This is a genomic window from Brevibacillus invocatus, assembly GCF_003710915.1.
GTDB lineage: Bacteria > Bacillota > Bacilli > Brevibacillales > Brevibacillaceae > Brevibacillus > Brevibacillus invocatus.
In genome coordinates, this window is the sequence record NZ_RHHR01000037.1 from 41,832 (window position 1) to 61,592 (window position 19,761).

General features: G+C 50.1%; 18 protein-coding genes. 15 read left to right on the forward strand and 3 right to left on the reverse strand.

Annotated elements, in window-relative coordinates; all coding sequences use genetic code 11:
* Nucleotides 1-64 precede the first annotated feature (64 nt).
* From citZ to EDM52_RS18845, 12 genes are all read left to right on the forward strand, one after another.
* Nucleotides 65-1,177 (forward strand): citrate synthase, encoded by a 1,113-nt coding sequence (gene citZ / locus EDM52_RS18790; protein WP_122910488.1) that lies wholly within the window; start codon nucleotides 65-67, stop codon nucleotides 1,175-1,177.
* Between the two features lie 148 nt (nucleotides 1,178-1,325).
* Complete coding sequence (gene icd / locus EDM52_RS18795) at nucleotides 1,326-2,609, forward strand: NADP-dependent isocitrate dehydrogenase (RefSeq protein ID WP_122910489.1); 1,284 nt, start codon at nucleotides 1,326-1,328, stop codon at nucleotides 2,607-2,609.
* A gap of 51 nt (nucleotides 2,610-2,660) precedes the next feature.
* The gene (mdh, locus tag EDM52_RS18800) at nucleotides 2,661-3,599 is read left to right on the forward strand and encodes a malate dehydrogenase (protein WP_122910490.1); all 939 of its coding nucleotides are present in this window, start codon (nucleotides 2,661-2,663) and stop codon (nucleotides 3,597-3,599) included.
* A gap of 154 nt (nucleotides 3,600-3,753) precedes the next feature.
* A complete protein-coding gene (locus tag EDM52_RS18805) occupies nucleotides 3,754-4,449 on the forward strand; it encodes a response regulator transcription factor (protein WP_122910491.1) in 696 nt (231 codons plus the stop codon).
* Nucleotides 4,450-4,463: 14 nt separating this feature from the next.
* Nucleotides 4,464-6,251 (forward strand): two-component system histidine kinase PnpS, encoded by a 1,788-nt coding sequence (pnpS, locus tag EDM52_RS18810; protein ID WP_122910492.1) that lies wholly within the window; start codon nucleotides 4,464-4,466, stop codon nucleotides 6,249-6,251.
* Nucleotides 6,252-6,314: 63 nt separating this feature from the next.
* Nucleotides 6,315-6,971, forward strand: coding sequence for a phosphate signaling complex protein PhoU (gene phoU / locus EDM52_RS18815; protein ID WP_122910493.1), 657 nt, complete (start codon nucleotides 6,315-6,317; stop codon nucleotides 6,969-6,971).
* A 153-nt stretch (nucleotides 6,972-7,124) separates the two neighbouring features.
* A complete protein-coding gene (locus tag EDM52_RS18820; protein ID WP_122910494.1) occupies nucleotides 7,125-8,213 on the forward strand; it encodes a hypothetical protein in 1,089 nt (362 codons plus the stop codon).
* Between the two features lie 63 nt (nucleotides 8,214-8,276).
* Nucleotides 8,277-9,212: a VanW family protein gene (locus EDM52_RS18825; protein ID WP_122910495.1), complete on the forward strand. Its 936-nt coding sequence runs from the start codon at nucleotides 8,277-8,279 to the stop codon at nucleotides 9,210-9,212.
* A 177-nt stretch (nucleotides 9,213-9,389) separates the two neighbouring features.
* Nucleotides 9,390-9,821, forward strand: a complete 432-nt coding sequence (locus EDM52_RS18830) for a MarR family winged helix-turn-helix transcriptional regulator (protein ID WP_122910496.1) — start codon at nucleotides 9,390-9,392, stop codon at nucleotides 9,819-9,821.
* Between the two features lie 9 nt (nucleotides 9,822-9,830).
* On the forward strand, nucleotides 9,831-10,490 hold the full coding sequence (locus tag EDM52_RS18835) for an HlyD family secretion protein (protein WP_122910497.1): 660 nt from the start codon (nucleotides 9,831-9,833) through the stop codon (nucleotides 10,488-10,490).
* Between the two features lie 4 nt (nucleotides 10,491-10,494).
* Nucleotides 10,495-11,712: an efflux RND transporter periplasmic adaptor subunit gene (locus EDM52_RS18840; protein WP_122910498.1), complete on the forward strand. Its 1,218-nt coding sequence runs from the start codon at nucleotides 10,495-10,497 to the stop codon at nucleotides 11,710-11,712.
* Nucleotides 11,713-11,725: 13 nt separating this feature from the next.
* On the forward strand, nucleotides 11,726-13,297 hold the full coding sequence (locus EDM52_RS18845; RefSeq protein WP_122910499.1) for a DHA2 family efflux MFS transporter permease subunit: 1,572 nt from the start codon (nucleotides 11,726-11,728) through the stop codon (nucleotides 13,295-13,297).
* Nucleotides 13,298-13,324: 27 nt separating this feature from the next.
* On the opposite strand, the gene EDM52_RS24785 is transcribed toward EDM52_RS18845, so the two are convergent.
* Together EDM52_RS24785 and EDM52_RS18850 are read right to left on the reverse strand one after the other, a co-directional pair.
* Nucleotides 13,325-13,465 (reverse strand): hypothetical protein, encoded by a 141-nt coding sequence (locus EDM52_RS24785; RefSeq protein WP_183185190.1) that lies wholly within the window; start codon nucleotides 13,463-13,465, stop codon nucleotides 13,325-13,327.
* Nucleotides 13,428-14,375, reverse strand: coding sequence for a DMT family transporter (locus EDM52_RS18850; RefSeq protein ID WP_122910500.1), 948 nt, complete (start codon nucleotides 14,373-14,375; stop codon nucleotides 13,428-13,430). Before EDM52_RS18850 ends, EDM52_RS24785 begins: the two co-directional genes overlap by 38 nt.
* 126 nt (nucleotides 14,376-14,501) lie before the next feature.
* Between EDM52_RS18850 and EDM52_RS18855 the strand changes: the two genes are divergently transcribed.
* Nucleotides 14,502-15,230: an N-acetylmuramoyl-L-alanine amidase family protein gene (locus EDM52_RS18855; RefSeq protein ID WP_122910501.1), complete on the forward strand. Its 729-nt coding sequence runs from the start codon at nucleotides 14,502-14,504 to the stop codon at nucleotides 15,228-15,230.
* On the opposite strand, the gene EDM52_RS18860 is transcribed toward EDM52_RS18855, so the two are convergent.
* Nucleotides 15,219-16,019 (reverse strand): divergent polysaccharide deacetylase family protein, encoded by an 801-nt coding sequence (locus EDM52_RS18860; RefSeq protein ID WP_122910502.1) that lies wholly within the window; start codon nucleotides 16,017-16,019, stop codon nucleotides 15,219-15,221. The two genes, EDM52_RS18855 and EDM52_RS18860, sit on opposite strands and share 12 nt — an antisense overlap.
* A gap of 141 nt (nucleotides 16,020-16,160) precedes the next feature.
* Here EDM52_RS18860 and polA point away from each other — a divergent pair, with 141 nt between their 5' ends.
* Nucleotides 16,161-18,803 carry a DNA polymerase I gene (polA, locus tag EDM52_RS18865; protein ID WP_122910503.1) on the forward strand — a complete coding sequence of 881 codons (2,643 nt, stop codon included), beginning with the start codon at nucleotides 16,161-16,163 and terminating at the stop codon, nucleotides 18,801-18,803.
* A gap of 128 nt (nucleotides 18,804-18,931) precedes the next feature.
* Complete coding sequence (gene mutM, locus EDM52_RS18870) at nucleotides 18,932-19,759, forward strand: DNA-formamidopyrimidine glycosylase (RefSeq protein ID WP_122910504.1); 828 nt, start codon at nucleotides 18,932-18,934, stop codon at nucleotides 19,757-19,759.
* Nucleotides 19,760-19,761: the final 2 nt, after the last annotated feature.

Sequence of the window (19,761 nt, forward strand, 5' to 3'; positions counted from 1 at the left end):
GTCATCGGGACAAGCGAGGACTGGAAAAGCATTACTACTCGAGTGGAAAAGGAGAGGGAATTCTATGACAGCTACCCGTGGACTGGAAGGCGTTGTTGCCGCTCAATCTTCAATCTGTTCGATCGTTGATGGTGTTCTCTGTTATGGCGGTATCAACATCGATGAATTGGCAGAACACGCAACCTTTGAAGAGGTTGTCTACCTACTCTGGCATGGAGCGCTACCGAAGCGTGATCAGCTGGAAACATTACAAAAGCAACTGGGTGAAAATGCGGCAGTTCCAGCGGAAGTTCTGGAAGGCATCCGCAACTATCCACAAGGTGTTCACCCAATGGCAGCATTGCGCACAGCTGTCTCTTCGTTAGCTCTCTACGACTCAGAAGCACAGGTCATGACTACTGAGGCTAACTACCGCAAGTCAATTCGATTGATGGCACAAACTCCAACCCTGATCGCTGCTTTTGCTCGTATGCGCAAAGGTCTGGAGCCAGTTGCTCCAAAAGCGAACTACACCATCGCACAGAATTTCCTGTACATGCTGACTGGTGAAGAGCCAACTGAAACAGCTGTGAAAGCGTTCAACGTTGCTTTGATCCTGCACGCTGACCACGAGTTCAACGCATCTACTTTTGCAGCTCGTGTAACCGTTGCCACGCTGACTGATATCTACTCCGGTATCGTATCTGCTATTGGCACGCTGAAAGGTCCTTTGCACGGTGGAGCAAATGAGGCAGTAGCTGCTATGCTGACTGAAATCGGTTCCCTCGACAAAGTGGAAGGCTACGTACGTCAAAAGCTGGACAACAAAGACAAGATTATGGGCTTCGGACATCGCGTCTACAAAGATGGCGATCCACGCGCCAAATGGCTGAAACAAATGTCCAAAGAACTGACTGCACAAATCGGTCGTCCTGAGCTGTACGAGATGTCTGTTAAAATCGATGACATGGTAACAGGTGAAAAAGGCCTGAAACCAAACGTTGATTTCTACTCCGCATCCGTATACATCTCTCTCGGACTGGAAATCGATCTGTTCACTCCAATTTTTGCGATCAGCCGCATGTCTGGATGGACAGCACATATTATGGAACAGTATGAAAACAATCGTCTGATCCGTCCTCGCGCTGATTACACTGGCCCGGTCAACCAGCATTACGTGCCAATCGACCGCCGCTAAACATTGCTATTCCGAGCGTGGAGACAGGTGTATATGCATGGCACATACACCTCGTGGCGAAAGCTTGAGAACTACCACTGGCATGTGGTAGTTCTCCTACGTCTGGAAATATTTCTAATACCTACTTTCTTATTTGGAGGGATTCTTTGTGTTTAAAAACTTGTCGCAACCGACTGCTGGTGAGAAAATCACTGTAGACAATGGAAAACTGGTAGTTCCAAACAATCCGATCATTCCTTTTATCGAGGGTGACGGTACGGGTCCTGACATCTGGAAAGCGTCTGTTCGCGTTCTCGATGCAGCTGTAGAAAAAGCTTACAAAGGCGAGAAAAAAATCGCTTGGTTCGAAGTATTCGCGGGCGAAAAATCCTTCAACCAATACAATGAGTGGCTGCCAGAAGATACCCTGACTGCTGTTCGTGAATACCTGATCGCAATCAAAGGTCCTCTGACTACTCCAGTTGGCGGCGGTATCCGCTCCATCAACGTAGCTCTGCGTCAAGAGCTGGACCTGTATGCTTGCGTACGTCCAGTCCAATACTTCGACGGTGTACCATCCCCTGTGAAACACCCAGAGCTGACTGACATGGTGATCTTCCGTGAGAACACTGAAGACATCTACGCAGGTGTAGAGTGGGCTGAAGGCACTCCAGAAGTGAAAAAAGTAATCGACTTCCTGCAAAACGAAATGGGCGTGAAGAAAATCCGCTTCCCGGAAACATCCGGTATCGGTATCAAGCCTGTATCCAAAGATGGTACAGAGCGTCTGGTTCGCGCTGCTATCAACTACGCGATCGACAACAACCGCAAATCCGTAACCTTGGTACACAAAGGAAACATCATGAAGTTTACCGAAGGCGCGTTCAAAAGCTGGGGTTATGCAGTGGCTGAAGCTGAATACGGCGACAAAGTATTCACTTGGGCACAATACGACCGCATCAAAGCTGAAGGCGGAGACGCTGACAAAGCACAAAAAGAAGCGGAAGCAGCTGGCAAAATCATCGTAAAAGACGTGATTGCTGACGCGTTCCTGCAACAAATCCTGACTCGTCCAGCTGAGTACGATGTCGTAGCAACCCTGAACCTGAACGGTGACTACATCTCTGACGCACTGGCTGCTCAAGTAGGCGGAATCGGTATCGCTCCTGGTGCCAACATCAACTACCTGACCGGACATGCGATCTTTGAAGCAACACACGGTACTGCTCCTAAATACGCTGGCTTGGACAAAGTAAACCCATCCTCCGTGATTCTTTCCGGAGAAATGATGCTGCGTCACCTGGGCTGGAACGAAGCAGCTGACCTGATCATCAACTCCATGGAAAAAACCATCTCCGCGAAAACCGTTACTTACGATTTCGCTCGTCTGATGGAAGGCGCATCTGAGCTGAAATGCTCCGAGTTCGCTGATGCTTTGATCAACAACATGTAAGTTCCGCTTGACTAGACGCATCGATTACTAAGATTTTGGAGGGGATTGAAAATGGCTTTCCAACGTAAAAAAATCGCGGTTATCGGTAGTGGCTTCACCGGAGCAACAACAGCATTTATCTTGGGTCAAAAAGAACTGGGTGACGTCGTACTGGTTGACATCCCTCAATTGGAAAACCCAACTAAAGGGAAAGCACTGGATATGATGGAATCCTCGCCTGTACTGGGCTTCGATGCCAACATTACAGGTACTTCCAACTACGCAGACATCAAGGATGCCGATCTGGTTATCATTACGGCAGGGATTGCCCGCAAGCCTGGCATGTCCCGCGACGATTTGGTGAACACCAACGCCGGCATCATGCGTTCTGTGGCGGAGCAAGTAAAAACTTATGCACCAAACTCCATTGTCATCGTACTGTCCAACCCGGTTGATGCCATGACCTACACCTTCTTTAGGACCTCCGGCTTCCCGAAAGAGCGCGTGATCGGTCAATCCGGCGTGCTTGATACGGCTCGTTTCCGTACCTTTGTGGCGATGGAGCTGAACGTATCCGTAGAAGACGTAACGGGATTTGTACTGGGTGGTCACGGGGATGACATGGTTCCATTGGTTCGCTACTCCTATGCGGGCGGTATTCCACTGGAAAAACTGATCTCTCAAGATCGTCTGGATGCCATCGTGGAACGCACGCGCAAAGGCGGCGGAGAGATCGTGAACCTGCTGGGCAACGGCTCTGCCTACTATGCGCCAGCGGCTTCTCTGGTACAGATGGCGGAAGCGATCCTGAAAGACAAAAGACGTATTCTGCCTTCCATTGCACTCTTGCAGGGCGAATACGGCTACAACGATCTCTACCTCGGGGTACCAACCCTGTTGGGTGGAAATGGGATTGAAAAAATCATCGAGCTGGAACTCACAGCAGATGAAAAAGCAGCTCTCGACAAGTCTGCTGACTCGGTACGCAATGTAATGGCTGTATTGAAATAAGCAAAAGTACCAAACCTAAGGACGTCCTTCTTTTGGAGGGGCGTCCTTTTCCATTTCAGCCCATATCCATGCATCTTTACAAAAAAATTACTTGTCTTCCTTCGACCCAATTGGCAGACTGAAGATGACATCGGCAATCTAGGGGGAAAACCGGATGACAAAAATATTAGTCGTAGACGACGAAGTATCCATTGTGAAGCTATTACAATTTAATTTAGAAAAATCGGGCTTTGAAGTGGTGACCGCCTTCGACGGAAAGCAAGCACTGGAGGCAGTGAAGAGTGAACAGCCTGATTTTATTATTCTGGATCTGATGCTGCCAAAGCTGGATGGGATGGATGTATGCAAAACACTGCGGCAGGAACGCAACCAGACACCGATTCTGATGCTGACAGCGAAGGACGATGAGCTGGACAAAATCCTCGGCCTGGAGCTTGGGGCCGATGATTACTTGACGAAGCCTTTCAGCCCGCGTGAGGTGATCGCGAGGGTAAAGGCCATCCTGCGCCGCATCCAGGCCACACCAGAGGCTGCGACAGCACCGGAGCATATGGTCATCTCGATGGGAGACATCCGCATTTATCCGGAAAAATACGAGGTGTACCGTCAGGAGGAGAAAGTCGAGCTGACTCCCAAGGAATTTGAACTCCTGCATTACTTGGCGAGTCATCAAGGTCGAGTCTTGACCCGCGATCAATTGCTCAATGCCGTATGGAATTACGATTTCATTGGGGATTCACGCATTGTTGACGTTCATGTCAGCCACCTGCGGGAGAAGCTGGAGGATGACACAAAAAATCCGCGCTATATCAAAACCGTACGCGGTCTGGGATATAAGTTGGAAGGATAACAGGAGGCCTTACATTGACTCGCTTTCGCATGAAATTGACCTTGACGATCCTAGGCTTGATATCCCTGGTCTTGCTTTTGATGGGCGTCTATTTTGCCAAGGTATTGGAGAATTCCTATCTCCAGTCACTTCATGAGCTTCTGTACCGGGAATCCAGGCTGCTAGCACAGGTGGTTCGATTTCCAGAGGTGTTTTCACAGCAAGGCAACCTGGCGAATCAGGTAGAGCAGATCGCGCCGACAGAAGATGTACGGGTCACTGTAATCAACAACGACGGTAGTGTATTGTACGACAGCTATTCGACTGCACGGGGAATGGAAAACCACCTGGACCGTCCCGAGTTTCGCATGGCATTGCTAGGAGAGACGGGAATGTCTCGGCGATTCAGTGAGACGCTGGGCGAGGACATGATGTATGTCGCAGTTCCTGTGCAGCAGGATGGCAAGACCATCGGAGCGGTGCGTTCGGCAATGTCCATGCGAGATATTACCGATACGATACACAACATGTGGTACAGCCTGCTGACCGGCCTTTTGGTTACGCTGGTGATCGGCTCCGTCGTTGTTTCCCGCATTTCTTTTTCCATCATTCGACCGATTGAAGAGATTACCCGTGTAGCTCGAAATATTACTCAGCGCCAGTTTGAAAGCAGGGTACGGATCAAAGCAAAGGACGAGATCGGTCAGCTGGCTGGCGCCATTAACTTCATGGCATCCAGCCTGGAACAGCAAATGTACGAGATCTCCGAAAACCAGCAGCGCCTCTCCGGAGTGTTGAACAACATGACGAGCGGTGTGATTTTCATCACGGAGCATCGACGGATCATGCTGGTCAATCCAGCTGTAGAAAAGCTTCTGGGCACGCCTGGACATGACGTGGTAGGCAAGCTGCACATCGAGGCAGGCAAAAGCTTTGGGCTCAGCCAGTACATTGACCGTTGCCTGGACAAAAAAGAGAAATTTCGCCAGGAGGTCCACATCTATTACCCGCAGGAGCGCATCCTCGACGTCAATTTTGCACCGTATATCAATTTCAAAGGGGAGTCCAAAGGGGTAGTAGTCGTCCTTCACGACATCACCGAGATTCGGCGTCTGGAGAAAATGCGAAGTGACTTTGTTGCCAATGTTTCGCATGAGCTACGAACCCCGATCACGTCGATCAAAGGATTTACGGAAACGCTCCTGGATGGGGCGATGCAGGACGAGGAGACATGTCGGAACTTTTTGCAGATTATTTCCGATGAAAGTGAGCGGCTGTATCGGATGATTCGCGACATTCTCGACTTGTCCAAGATCGAGCAAAGGAGAATACCGCTGCAAAAGGAACAAGTGCACGTACAGGATGTGATTACGTCAGCAGTTGCGATTGTCAACGATACGGCACAACGTAAGAATCTGACGATCACGCTGCCCGGCACCAAGCCTGATATCTGGCTGATGACAGACAGGGATTGCTTGCAGCAAATCATCCTCAACCTGCTGGCCAATGCAGTCGCCTATACGCCAGAAAACGGCTCGGTCACGATCTTGACCGAAGTGACCCACCAGCAGCTGCGGTTACAAGTGATCGATACAGGAATCGGCATACCAGAGTCTGACTTATCGCGTATCTTCGAGCGTTTCTATCGCGTAGATAAAGCTCGCAGCCGCGATTCGGGCGGAACTGGCTTGGGTCTTGCGATCGTCAAGCATCTGGTAGACAATCTCAACGGACAGATTTTTGTTGACAGTGTAGAAGGCAGAGGAACGACATTCACTATCCTCTTGCCTGGCGTTGAAAAATTTACGGAAAGATTACAGTAGCTTCATCTGTCCTAGATAATTGGCGTATACATTTGTGTTGAGAGCTGACGAGGGGGAAATAGGATGACACGGTACGCCTTTGAAGAGCAAATGGACGTTCTGCATCGCAAAATGATGACAATGGGCTCGCTTGTGGAAGAAGCCATCCACAAATCCATTAAAAGTCTGGTGGAAAGAGACGTTCAATTGGCTGAGCAGGTCATTGTCAATGATAAAATGATTAACGAGTTGGAACACGAGATTCAGAGTGGTTGCTTTCAACTGATTGCGCTGCAGCAGCCAGTCGGCAATGATTTGCGTCGCCTGGGCACCATGCTGAAGCTGGTGACCGATTTGGAGAGAATGGGAGATCATGCTGTTTCAATTGCAAAGACAACGAAACGCTTGATGAACGAGGAGTACGTCAAGCCGCTGATCGATATTCCGCTGATGGCGGGTCACGTCAAAGAGATGGTGCGTGATTCGTTGAATGCCTATATTGCTCGCGACAAGGAAGCAGCTGAGCAAATTGCATTGCGCGATGATGTCGTCGACAAGCTGTATTCGACTGTTTTCCGTGATCTTGTTGCACTCATGACCAAGAACAGCGACTCGATTTCACAAGCCACACATCTTTTGCTGGTGGCGCAGTATCTCGAACGCATCGCAGACCACGTGACCAATATCTGTGAGTGGATCATTTACATGTCCACCGGAAAAATGACGGATTTGAATAAGTAAATCCATTTGCCAAAGTCGCAGCTGCAAAGCCGCGGCTTTTTCTTTTTTGTCCTTTGACCGAGAATTACTGGCTAAGACAGACGCCCATCGTCCGCGTCCTGCATAGGATAAAGCGAACTGAAATGTGTAAGACAAAGCAGTGGAGGGATTGCGATGACGACAGCAGAACGCCATATTTACGCGGCGGGCAACACAGCCAGAGGGTATCGAACATTGTACGATTCGGTGCTCGCGGGATTGGACCGCATTTACTTGCTGACAGGGGTCGTGGAGGGCATTACGTCTGGCTTGATAGAGACAATGGGAAAAGAGCTAGCCAAGAAAACACATCAGGTGGAATGGATTCATTCCCCTTTTATGAATGGGCAGTATGATGGCATCGTATTTCCAGAGCTAAAGGTAGCGATCATGGATTACAGCTATCCGCGCATTTGGAGGCCGCAGGGACCGGGCGTCAAAGAGATCCAGGTAAACCTGCAGACGGCGTTGATTCCAGATAAGCTTGCGCCATACAAGGATAAGATCGCAGGCTGGTACGAGAAGATTTTTGCCTACGACCAGCAAGCGTACACAGCATATGGAGAAGCCTTGCGCATTCACGATGACTGGGAGGCGATCTACATTTCCAATCTGGACCCTCAAGCGGCTAACCAGATCACAGAAGAAGTCAAGGAGCTGTTCTTCGGCCAAGGAAGCCTGCCCAAGGAATCCCGTGTACGCCGCATGTATCTCGGAGCTGCGACGCCAGCAGGCCCGGTAGATCATATCATGAAGCTGACTGATCAACTGGATAAGCGGTATTTTATCAAAGGAAGACCGGGGTCTGGGAAATCCACGATGCTCAAAAAGCTGGTGGAGGAAGCGGTCAAAAACGGCATGGACGTCGAAGTCTATCACTGTGGATTGGACCCGCACAGTCTGGACATGGTGATCCTGCCGGAGAAAAGTGTGGCTATTTTCGACAGCACCGCGCCCCATGAGTATTTCCCGAGCAAGGAGACAGACGAGGTCATCGATATGTACGCACGCGCAATCACACCTGGCACGGACGAGAAATACAGCGATCAAATCCACCAAATCAAGACCCGTTATACGCAAAAAGTAAAAGAGGCCAACGCCTATCTCGTAGATGCCAAGGATCTGCGCGAGCAATTGAATGCCGCGTACTGGGATGCGACGGATCAGACGAGGCTAAGAGCGATAGGTCAGGCCATCCTGAGCGTGCTGGCCCGCAACAATTGAATCGATAGTCTCGCATGAAACCCGTTTGACTGCTCATACTACTGGAAGGAGGTGAGCAGTTGGATGGGTTTCGTTTTGACTTTGGCTCTGCTATTCATGATCACGCCCTTGGAGCCTGCTGATTTCTTATCCATAGAGATGGGCGAGGAGACGGTGGCGATTCTGGATCGTGATGACTACACCCTGCCCTTCTCCGGGGTTCCGCTTGTGGATGAAGAGCGATTGGAGCGGGTGGTTGAAAAAGTGGAAAAGCTGGCGTATCGAGAGCCGATCAATGCCACAATCAGTGATGGCGGCAAGATCCTGCCAGAGAAAAAGGGGCGAAAGCTGAATCGCGCTGTATTTCTTCAACAGGTTTATGATTACTATTACGGCACTGGTGCCAAGGAGTTAAACGTAACCTACCTGGAGGTTTACCCAAAAGTAGACCAGGCGCTGCTCTCACAAGTACGGAAAAAAGTGATTGGTCAGTACATCACTTATTTTAATTCCGGCAATAAAAACCGCTCTCATAATATTATGCTTGCTTCCAAAGCCATCAACAATTACGTCGTGTTGCCGGGCGAGAATTATTCCTTTAACAAAGTCGTGGGCAAGCGGACAAAAGCAAAAGGGTATTTGCAGGCACTTGTCATCGTACGGGGAGAGCTTTCCGAGGGGATCGGCGGAGGGATCTGCCAGGTCTCATCGACTTTGTTCAATGCAGTGGACAAGGCAGGATTACATATATTGCAGCGCTATTCACATAGTCGCGATGTCGCCTATGTGCCATCGGGACGGGATGCCACAGTGAGCTGGTATGGACCTGATTTTGTCTTTCAAAACAAATATGCGTACCCAGTCTTGATCCGGGCACATTCGAGTTACGGACAAATGTACGTTTCCGTGCATTCCTTTCCAGAGATCGAATACGAGCCAAGATACGTGCCGAGCGTCCGCAATCAAACACCAGAGGAAGGTCCGGCAAGTCCGGATTTTCTCGAACCAAGTAATCCTTAATGAATACTTTGTTTACATATGCAGCACTTTTTATAAGTGCTGTTTATTGCGTTTTAAAGCGCTTACAAGAAATGTGGTAGAAAAGAAATAGTTGCCAGTAACAAAAAATAGGCGTATAGTGTTGGCTGTGATTGAAGAATTTCGCGCACGAAATATTTTAGGGGAAAGGAGAGTCAAATGAACGATAGGGCTTTGGAAATTAAGGATTTACTCAAAAGCTTGAACAAAACGTTAGGTACCATGGCTACCAAAGAGCTGGCCAAATACGGACTTACCGTACCTCAACTGGTTGTAATCCGCCATATCATGGGAGAACCCAAAACCATCGGACAGCTAAGCAAAGCTGTGGATTTGTCCTACAGCACCGTATCGGGCATTATTGACCGTCTGGAAAGAGAAGAACTGGTCGAGCGAACACGGGATGAAAATGATCGGCGTGTAGTCTGGATACAGAAAACGGAGAAATTGGTGAAATTGTTTGCAGAAGTAGATGTGGACTTAGGGGAATTTTACAAACGAAATTTTGAGGGATTTTCCAATGATGAAATGGATGGCATCATCCATTCGTTGAAAACGTTGTTGAAAAAATTTGAAGAGAGAGAAAGCTGAGGAGAAAAGATGAAACGAAAATTGGTTTTGTATATCATTTTACTCCTCCTCGTCGGAGGCGGCGGAGGCATCGGGTACTATTACTGGTACCAAGGAGCGAATTTTGTCACCACACAGGATGCACGGATTTCCGGCGATATTTATCGTGTCATGCCGAAAATGACTGGAAAGCTTACCAGCCTGGATGTCAAAGAAGGTGACACCGTCATGGCTGATCAAATGGTTGGGCAGCAGGATACAGCCAATTTGGCAGGTGCCTCCCTGGAAAACAGTGTCCTCCGCTCACCGATTACCGGAACCGTCATCAAAACCCAAGCCAAAGTGGGAGAAATCGTATCTACAGGTCAAACCGTTGCATTGGTTATCGATGAAAGCAAATTATATATCTCTGCTAACCTGGAAGAGACAGAAATCACACGTATCAAAGTGGGACAGCAAGTCGACATCAAAATAGACGCGTACCCCGGTAAAACATTGGTCGGACATTTGAGTGAAATCGGTCAGGCGACGAACTCCATGTTCTCCTTGATGCCTGCGGTAAATACGAGCGGGAATTTTACCAAGGTTACACAGCGAGTACCGATTAAAATTGCCCTTGATGATACAGCAGGCCTTCAATTGTCAGCGGGTCTGAACGCAGAAATTAAAGTGCATGTGAAGGAGCGGTAAAAGGATGAAAAAAACAACGAAAACACTCGGAGTCCTCTTTGCAGCGATCTCGCTGATTGCCGCGGGCTGTAGCGAGTCATCCGCTTCTCCTGCCGAAGCATTGCCTATCGTGAAAACTTGGAAGATTGCCTCTATGCAGTCTGGAGTGACGACGAACGGAAAGATTGTAGCTTCTGAAGAAGTACAAGTGGTTTCCAAGGTATCCGGAAAGATCGCAACGGTACCTGTACAGGAAGGTTCTGTGGTCAAGCAGGGAGATGCCTTGATTACGCTTGAATCCAGTGATTATCAAGAGCAGATCAATCAAGCGCAGGCAGCCATTGCAGGTGCGCAGGCAAGACTGCGCGATACCAAGGCAGGCGCGCGTACCCAGCAGTTGCAGCAGTTGTCCAGCGGCGTAGAGCAAGCCAAAGCTAGCCTGCAAGTCGCAGAAAACACTTACAACCGGATGAAGGCGCTGTTTGATTCCGGCGCACTCTCGCAGGCAGAGCTGGAAAGAGTGGCTCTCGATCTGGAGAAGGCGCGCAGAGGACTGGAACAGTCGCAAGCACAGTACGATTTGGCCAAGGCTGGTCCTACGGCTGATACCGTCGCAGCACTGGAAGCAGAAGTAGCTCGCCTGAATGTCAGCCTGGAAATGGCAAAAAACAGCTATGACAATACCGTCGTCCATGCTCCGATATCCGGCATTGTAGCCAAGCGCAATGTCAATCCGGGTGAGATGGCAGGTGCTGGGGCTCCGCTGATGGTCCTGGTGAAAATGGATCAGGTGAAGGTCGAGGCAAGCGTGCCTCAGGCGCAAATCAATCAAGTCAAGGTCGGGGATAACGTGGATGTGAAGGTTGCCGGCATGAATGAAAAGGTGTGGAATGGTCAGGTTGAATTCGTTTCCCCTGTCTCTGATGCCAACAGCAGTTCTTTCCCAATCAAGGTGAAGCTGGATAATCCGGATGGGTTGCTCCGCGCAGGGATGGTAGCAGAAGTCTATCTCCAGGGAGAAGCTCAAAAAGGTACCAAAGTGCCTTCCTCGGCGATTGTCGAGAAGGAGAGCAAGAAATATATCTTCACTGTTGACCAGGGTGTGGTCCATCAGGTGGAGGTATCCGTCAGCGATTCCAGCTCAGACTGGTCCGTCGTGACAGCAGGTGTAGCCGAGAATGATCAGATTGTCGTCAATCCGACAGATGCCCTGTCGGATGGCAGTAAGGTGAGCGTAAACTAGCGGGGGTGAGGACATGGCGGAAGCGGTGGCACAGCGAGAGGAAAAAGGCGGAAGCGGCGGCATGTGGCTGTCTCTTCTCGCTATTCTCTCTGGAACCTTCGTGGCGATCCTGAACAACAGTTTAATTACAGTTGCCCTGCCTTCGATGGTCAATATCTTTGGCTCGACAACGGAGAAGATGCAGTGGGTATTAACGGGATACATGCTGGCCAATGCAGTCATGATTCCGATGAGCGGATCTCTGTCCGCAAAGTTTGGATCTAAAAGAATTTTTGTGCTTTCACTGGGGGCTTTTACGGTATCCTCGGTATTATGCGCCCTGGCTTGGAACGATATCTCCATTATTGCGTTTCGTGTCATCCAAGGCATTAGCGGCGGTATGATTATGCCGCTTGGAATGTCCATGATCTACATGATTGTGCCCAGAGAAAAAATCGGGATGGCTCTCGGAATATTCGGGATTGCCTCGATGACAGCACCGGCATTGGGACCGACGCTCGGTGGTTATCTGATCGAATTTTTAAGCTGGCAGTTCCTCTTTTTGATCGGGGTGCCCTTTGGAGTATTTGCTGTATTGATGAGTATGATTTTGTTGAAAGAAACGCCGAAAAAACCGGAACTCTCGTTTGACTATCTGGGGGCATTTCTCTCCATTTTTGGATTCGGGACGCTTTTGCTCGCTTTCAGCCAAGGGCAGTCGCAAGGATGGAATTCCTTTTATATCGTCATCCTGTTTTTCGTAGCGATTATCAGTTTGGCCTTGTTTATATGGGTCGAGCTGGGCAAAGAGCATCCGCTCCTGGATCTGCGCTTGTTGAAAATCCCTGTCTTCTCGATCAGTATTTTGACCTCCAGCTTTGTCATGATGGGGATGATGGGCGGTATTTTTCTCATGCCGATCTTTTTGCAAAACATTCAAGGGCTTACCGCGATGGAGACAGGGATTCTATTGATGCCGCAATCGATCGCGATGGCCGTCATGATGCCGATCAGCGGAAAGCTGATGGATAAGTACGGCGTCGGTCCAATCGGCCTGGTCGGCTTGATCATCATGAGTGTTACCACGTTTGAGCTGCACAATCTGGCCTCGGACAGCATGCACGAATGGATTAATATGATCATGACGATTCGCGGTATCGGGATCGGGCTTTGTATGATGACCTTGAATGCGGTAGGGATGAATGCCGTGCCTAGGCAAAGTGTGGGAGATGCTTCACCGCTCTCCAATGTACTGCGTCAGGTCATGAGCTCCTTTGCCATTGCGCTTCTAACGGTCGTCATGCAAACTCGCCAGACGTTCCATATGTCTTCCATCTCCGATAACCTGAACACAAATGTGGCTACGCAATTACTGACCGGACTTGGCGGATTGTACACGCAAGCAGGTGTGGACGTTGCCTCTGGGACCGCAGGCGCGTCGACCATTCTGTACGGGATGATGGCCAAGGAAGCAATGGTGCGAGGGCTCGGGGATACATTCCTGGTCTCAGCGATTCCGATTGTCCTGTCTATTCCATTCTTGTACTTCCTGCACAAAAAGCCTGAGAAGACCGAAAAAGCACCACAACAAAAGACAGCAGCCTAATGGTTGCTGTCTTTTGCTTTACTGGTTTCAGGAGAGTAGTCGGTAGATCCAATAAATAATCCGCCCCACAATGTAACCGAGGACGATGGTCCAGCCAATCTTGGCCCAGACACGAAGTCCCTTTACGTATTCACTCAGGCTTTTCCGTTGCTGGGGTCCTTTGTTCATTGGCACTCACTCCTTTACTGGCAGGCTGATTAAAGCGGATAAAGAGAAAAATACCACCTATGATGATCAAACCGCCGATCCATTGCGGCAACGTGACGACTTCGCCGAGGATGATGTACGCGAGAATGGCAGTTCCAATCGGTTCGCCCAAAATGCCCATGGAAATCGTGGTCGTGTTGAGCCATTTGATGACCCAGTTCAACAAGGAATGACCCAGTAGAGTCGGGAACAAGGCCAGGCAGAAAAACCAGCCCCAGTCCTGTGCCGAATAGCCGACCAGCGGATAGCCAAGCGCCAGATCGTAGCCAATCAGGAGCAGACTGGTTACGGAGTACACGACCAGCGTGTAGGAAAAGGACGATAAGTATTGCCGGATAAATTGCCCCACTAGCCAGTAACCCGTCACAGTGATCGCCCCTAGCAAGGCCAGCGCATCTCCCCAGAGAGCCATCCCGCCGATCTGAAAATCTCCCCAGGCGATGACGAAGCTGCCGACAATGGCAAGTACGCCACCCATCAACGCCAGCGGACGGATTCGCTCCTGAAAAAAGAAATAGCCGCCGATGAAGGCAAAGAGTGGCTGGAGCGTGACCAGTACCGTAGAGCTGGCTACCGAGGTGTAATTGAGCGACTCGAACCAGAGCAGGAAGTGGCTAGCCAAAAAGGCGCCGGACAAAATGCAGAGCCACCAAGCTTTTTTGGTCATTCGCCCAATCTCCTGTATTGCGCCACGATTCCAGATCAAGAGCGGCAAGGTAAGGACGACGGAGAAGACGAGTCGATAGGTAGCGATGATCGGAGCCGGAGCGTCTGAGAGCTTGACGAAAATGGCTGAGGTTGAGATGGCGAGCACGCCGAACAACAAGACGAGATAAGGCGGAATCAACGGTTTATCTGTTGGCTGTACCACTAGAAGCACCTTCTTAGATAGGAAATCAAGACGCTTCCTATTGTACCGTTCGCCCGTCCAATTCACAATGTTCATGCTTACGAGTTTCGCTGAGAGGTTTTGCTGGATTCAGGAAATCCTACAAGCATGCGAAAACGAATGACCTGTTGCCTGTTGCTCTTGTTTTTGTTGATGAGTTTGCCAGAGAGTAGTGATGCACTTCCTTTTACCCCCATTCAGATTTTGATCGACGTCGGACACGGAGGTGTTGATTCAGGTACCACCTATGGCTCCCTGCATGAAAAAGATATCAATTTGCAGGTAGCCAAAGAGCTTTACCGTCAGCTGACCGATGCAGGCTACAAAGTCGCATTGAACAGGAGCGAGGACATTGCGTTGAGTGAAGAAAACCGATGGCTCAACAATCGCTCCCGCCATCTTCGCGATCTGGCCCAGCGCAGAAATCTGGCCAAGCTGATCGATCCTCAGTTGATGATAAGCCTGCACGTTAACTGGTCTTCTGATTCGAAAAGGAGAGGGCCACTGATGCTGTATCAGAGCAATGAACAAAGCTACATGCTTGCACAGCTTTTGCAAAGCTCGCTCAATCGACTTGCAGAGACGAGCCACAAGCCGGTTAAAGGAAAGACCTACTATATGCTGCGCCACAATTACTGTCCTTCTGTCATCGTCGAGATGGGCTTTATTAGCAATGCGCGTGATCGTGCGATGATGACGGATTCTACTGGGCAAAAAAAACTCGCTCAGGCCATTCGGGATGCCGTGAGCGAGTATATCACCCTTACCGGGGGTATGCAGATGAAGGTAGAGGAGCAGGAGGTCGAGGAAAGCTGGTGGCAGGAGCTAATGGATTGATTGGAAAACCATTTTAGAGATGGTTACAAATTCAGCCTCCTTCTGGATGCGCGGGATGTACTGGCGCAGGATGGAGGCTGTTTTCTTGCCGGCAGGACCGACGTGACCGATGACGATACAGGATGGACCCTGACCCAGTCTGGCGCACACCTTCTCCATCTGCTTGGTAATGTGCTCCGTTGTATGGGAGTCGTCGAGAAACATCTCATTGTCAATATGCGGTACTCCAAGCTCCTCGGCCATTTTACCGGCAACGCTTTTATAATTGGTTTTGCTGTCCAGATAAAAGAGTCCCCGTTCTTTCAAGACACTCATGACGACGCGCATGATTCGTTCGTCAGCCGTTACTTTGGAGCCCATGTGATTGTTCATACCGATGGCGTGCGGCACATCATCAATGGCTTTGTTGACGCGACTGCGAATTTCTTCGTCCGTGAGATCAGAGGTGATGGCGCCGGGTCCTAGCCAGGATGCCTTGCCTTTGATCGGCTCCATCGGCATGTGGACGATGACATCATGACCATTTTTGTGTGCGAGTTCAGCGTCCTTTTGGGTGCTGGGCAAAAAAGGCATGACCGCGATTGTCAACGGTACAGGCATGGATAAAATGTCTTCTGTTCCCTTCATATTGTTCCCGAAATCATCGATGACAAAGGCCACCTGTTTTGCGGGCACAGCGGGTGGTGGAGCCGTCAGAGTGCCAATTGGTTCGAATGCTGCGTGGATGCTGCTTGTACATGAGACAAGTACAGCTGTGAGCAACAGGGAGATGGTTTTTTTCATGGACATAGGATCGCCTGCCTTAACCGTTTTTTTCTAGTCTGTTCAAGGGAGGAAGTCTTTACCCATTCCACCCTGAGGCTTGGCTTAGATGTTTCCCCTGTGTTACGATTAAGAATAGTAGTTTTGTTACGAGAGGGGTCGGATTCGTTGGGTCATTTTGTCTTGATAGATGGAAACAGTATTGCCAACCGTGCCTTTTACGCACTGCCGCTTTTGTCCACGTCAGCGGGACTTCATACCAATGCTGTGCTTGGTTTTACGACCATGCTGTTGAAGGTATTGGAGGAAATGAAGCCTACGCATATCATGGTCGCTTTTGATGCGGGCAAAGTGGTGTTTCGTCACAGTGAGTTTGCTGAGTACAAGGGAGGACGCAAGAAAACTCCACAGGAGCTGTCTGAGCAGTTCCCACTCATCCGCGAGCTGCTGGACGCCTTTTCCATCAAGCGCTTTGAGCTGGAAGGCTACGAAGCGGATGACATCATCGGTACCTTGACGAAGCAAGCCGACGAGCAGAAATGGAAAACGACCGTGATTACTGGAGACAAGGACATGCTGCAGCTCGTCTCAGATCAGGTATCAGTTGCGCTGACTCGCAAAGGAGTCAGTGAGATCGAGCTGTACACACCTCAGGAAATCTCGGATAAATACGGTTTACAGCCCTTGCAAATCATCGATTTGAAGGGCCTGATGGGAGATACCTCTGACAATATTCCGGGTGTGCCAGGTGTCGGGGAGAAGACCGCACTCAAGCTGCTTCATGAATATGGAACGGTTGAGCAGGTTTTGGAAAATATCGATCAAGTATCTGGAAAAAAGCTGCAGGAAAATTTGCGTGAGAATGTAGACAAGGCCAAGCTGAGCAAGGCATTGGCTACGATCATGCGCGATTCGCCAGTGGAACTGGATCTGGATGATACGGTCTACGAGGGCTACGATGGCGTTTCGCTGACCGAATTCTTCAAGAAGATGGAGTTCAAGTCGCTGCTCTCCAAGGTGAAGGTAGCCACACCGGCTGCAGGCGGCGAACCAAGCGAGGCTTTTGCCTTTGAAGTGGTAACCAGTGAGCACTTCGAACGCTATGCACAGAAGCTCACTTCGCCGATGGCGGTATACGTAGAAATGGACGGCGAGAATTACCACCATGCGCCGATCCTTGGCTTCGGGCTGGCTAATGAAGACATCTCCCTATACGTCTCCTGGGATGTGGCCAACGAATGGGAAGCATTCCGCAGCTGGCTGGCTGATCCAAGTCAGGAAAAATGGACATTTGACGGCAAACGCGACACAGTCGGGTTGGAATGGCACGGATATGCCATCAAAGGCATCAACTTCGACGTGTACCTCGCATCGTATCTGCTCAACGCAGCACAGAGCAATCCGACAGTGGACAGCATCGCTGCTCAGTACGCGCAGGTTCGTGTACTGCCTGACGAGGAGCTGTACGGAAAAGGAGCCAAGCGGCTTGTACCCGAGACAGATGTACTGAGTGAGCATGTCGCACAAAAAGCGACGGCGATCTGGCAGGCTGTCCCGGTTCTTCGGGAGCAGCTGGAAGAAAACGAGCTGACCAGCCTTTTGCAAGAGCTGGAAGGTCCGCTCAGCCTGGTCTTGGCCGTCATGGAAAAACAGGGAATCAAGGTGAATGCCGAACGACTGGAGCAAATGGGGGAAGAGCTGGATCGCAAGCTGGAGGATTTAACCAAGCAAATCCATGAGCTGGCAGGGACCTCCTTTAATATTAATTCTCCCAAGCAGCTGGGGGAGATCCTGTACGACAAGCTGAATCTGCCTGTGATGAAAAAGACCAAGACTGGCCCGTCCACCAGTGCAGATGTCCTGGAAAAGCTGGCGCCGTACCATCCGATCATCGAAGCTATCCTCACTTTCCGTCAGCTGGGCAAGCTGAGATCGACCTATATTGAAGGTTTGACCAAGGAAATCAACGGGAAAACAAAGAAGGTACACACTTTATTCAATCAGGCGACTACGGCAACTGGACGTCTGTCCAGCACCGAGCCCAACCTACAAAACATTCCGATTCGGATGGAAGAGGGCAGAAAGATCCGCGAGGCGTTTATCCCGTCTGAAGAGGGCTGGTACATCCTGGCTGCGGACTACTCGCAGATCGAGCTGCGTATTCTGGCCCATATTTCAGGTGACGAGAACTTGATTGATGCCTTCCGCAAGGGGATGGATATTCATACCCGAACTGCTATGGATGTGTTTGGTGTAGCGGAACAGGACGTGACCTCCCTGATGCGTCGTCAGGCAAAAGCGGTCAACTTCGGGATTGTATACGGTATCAGCGACTATGGTTTGTCGCAAAACCTGAACATTACGCGCAAAGAAGCAGGCGATTTTATCGAACGGTACTTCTCCGTTTTCTCGGGCGTGAGGCGCTGGATGGAGGAGATCGTGAAGCAAGCCAAGCAGGACGGCTACGTGACGACGCTTTTACATCGCCGTCGCTACCTGCCTGATATTCGCAGCAGTAATTTCAACCTGCGCTCCTTCGCCGAACGTACGGCGATGAATACACCGATTCAAGGTACAGCTGCTGATGTCATCAAGCTGGCGATGATCCGCATGCAAGAAGCATTGCAGGAAAAAGGTCTGAAAAGCCGCATGTTATTGCAGGTGCACGATGAGTTGGTCTTTGAGGTGCCGGAAGACGAATTGGAAACCATGCAAAAGCTGGTGCCGGAGGTCATGGAGAGTGCCCTCGCACTAAACGTTCCCCTCAAGGCAGATGTCAACTATGGACGCAGCTGGTACGATGCGAAGTAATAAATAGGCAGTACCCTGCCAAGGCTTCCCCAACCATCTGTGAAAGCCTTGGTTTCCCTATTGAAAAAGCCCATGAGCGGTATGGATTCCTATACAAGAATAGAAAAGGCAGCGAGAGGAGGAGAAACATGCCAGAATTACCTGAGGTAGAAACCGTAGTTCGCACGCTGCAAACCTTGGTAAAGGGGAAGAAGATCGAGCGAATCAGTGTCACGTTGCCGAGAATCATTCGCCAGCCGGATGATGTGGAAGTCTTCAAAGCTCAATTGACCGGCCAGACGATTCACGAGATCAAAAGGCGAGCCAAGTTTATTCAATTTATACTGGACCAGGACGTGCTGATTTCCCATCTGCGGATGGAAGGCAGATATGGTCTGTATCAGGCTGTAGAGCCGGTGGAGAAGCATACGCATGTCATTTTCCACTTTACGGACGGGACAGAGCTGCGCTATCGCGATGTTCGTCAATTCGGGACAATGGACGTGCTTCCACTGGGCATGGAAACGACGGCTGGTCCATTGGCAAAGCTGGGTGTTGAGCCATTGGAAGAGAGCTTCACTGCAGAAGTATTGCGTGAGCTGTTGAAAAATCGCCCCACGAAAATCAAACCTCTCCTGTTGAACCAGGAATGTATTGTCGGGTTGGGGAATATTTATGTGGACGAGTCCTTATTTAAGGCAGGCATTCATCCAGAGCGCCCAGCAGGCACATTGACAGGCAAACAGGTGAAGAAGCTGTATGAAAGTATCGTCGCTACGCTAGCAGAAGCTGTCGATCAAGGGGGCAGCTCGATCAAGTCATACGTCAACGGACAGGGTGAAATGGGGATGTTCCAGCAGTCCCTCCTGGTCTACGGACGCAAGGATGAGCCATGTGTCCATTGCGGTACGCAGATCGTCCGATTCGTGGTAGGCGGCAGAGGCACACACATCTGCCCGAAGTGTCAGAAGAAGTAACG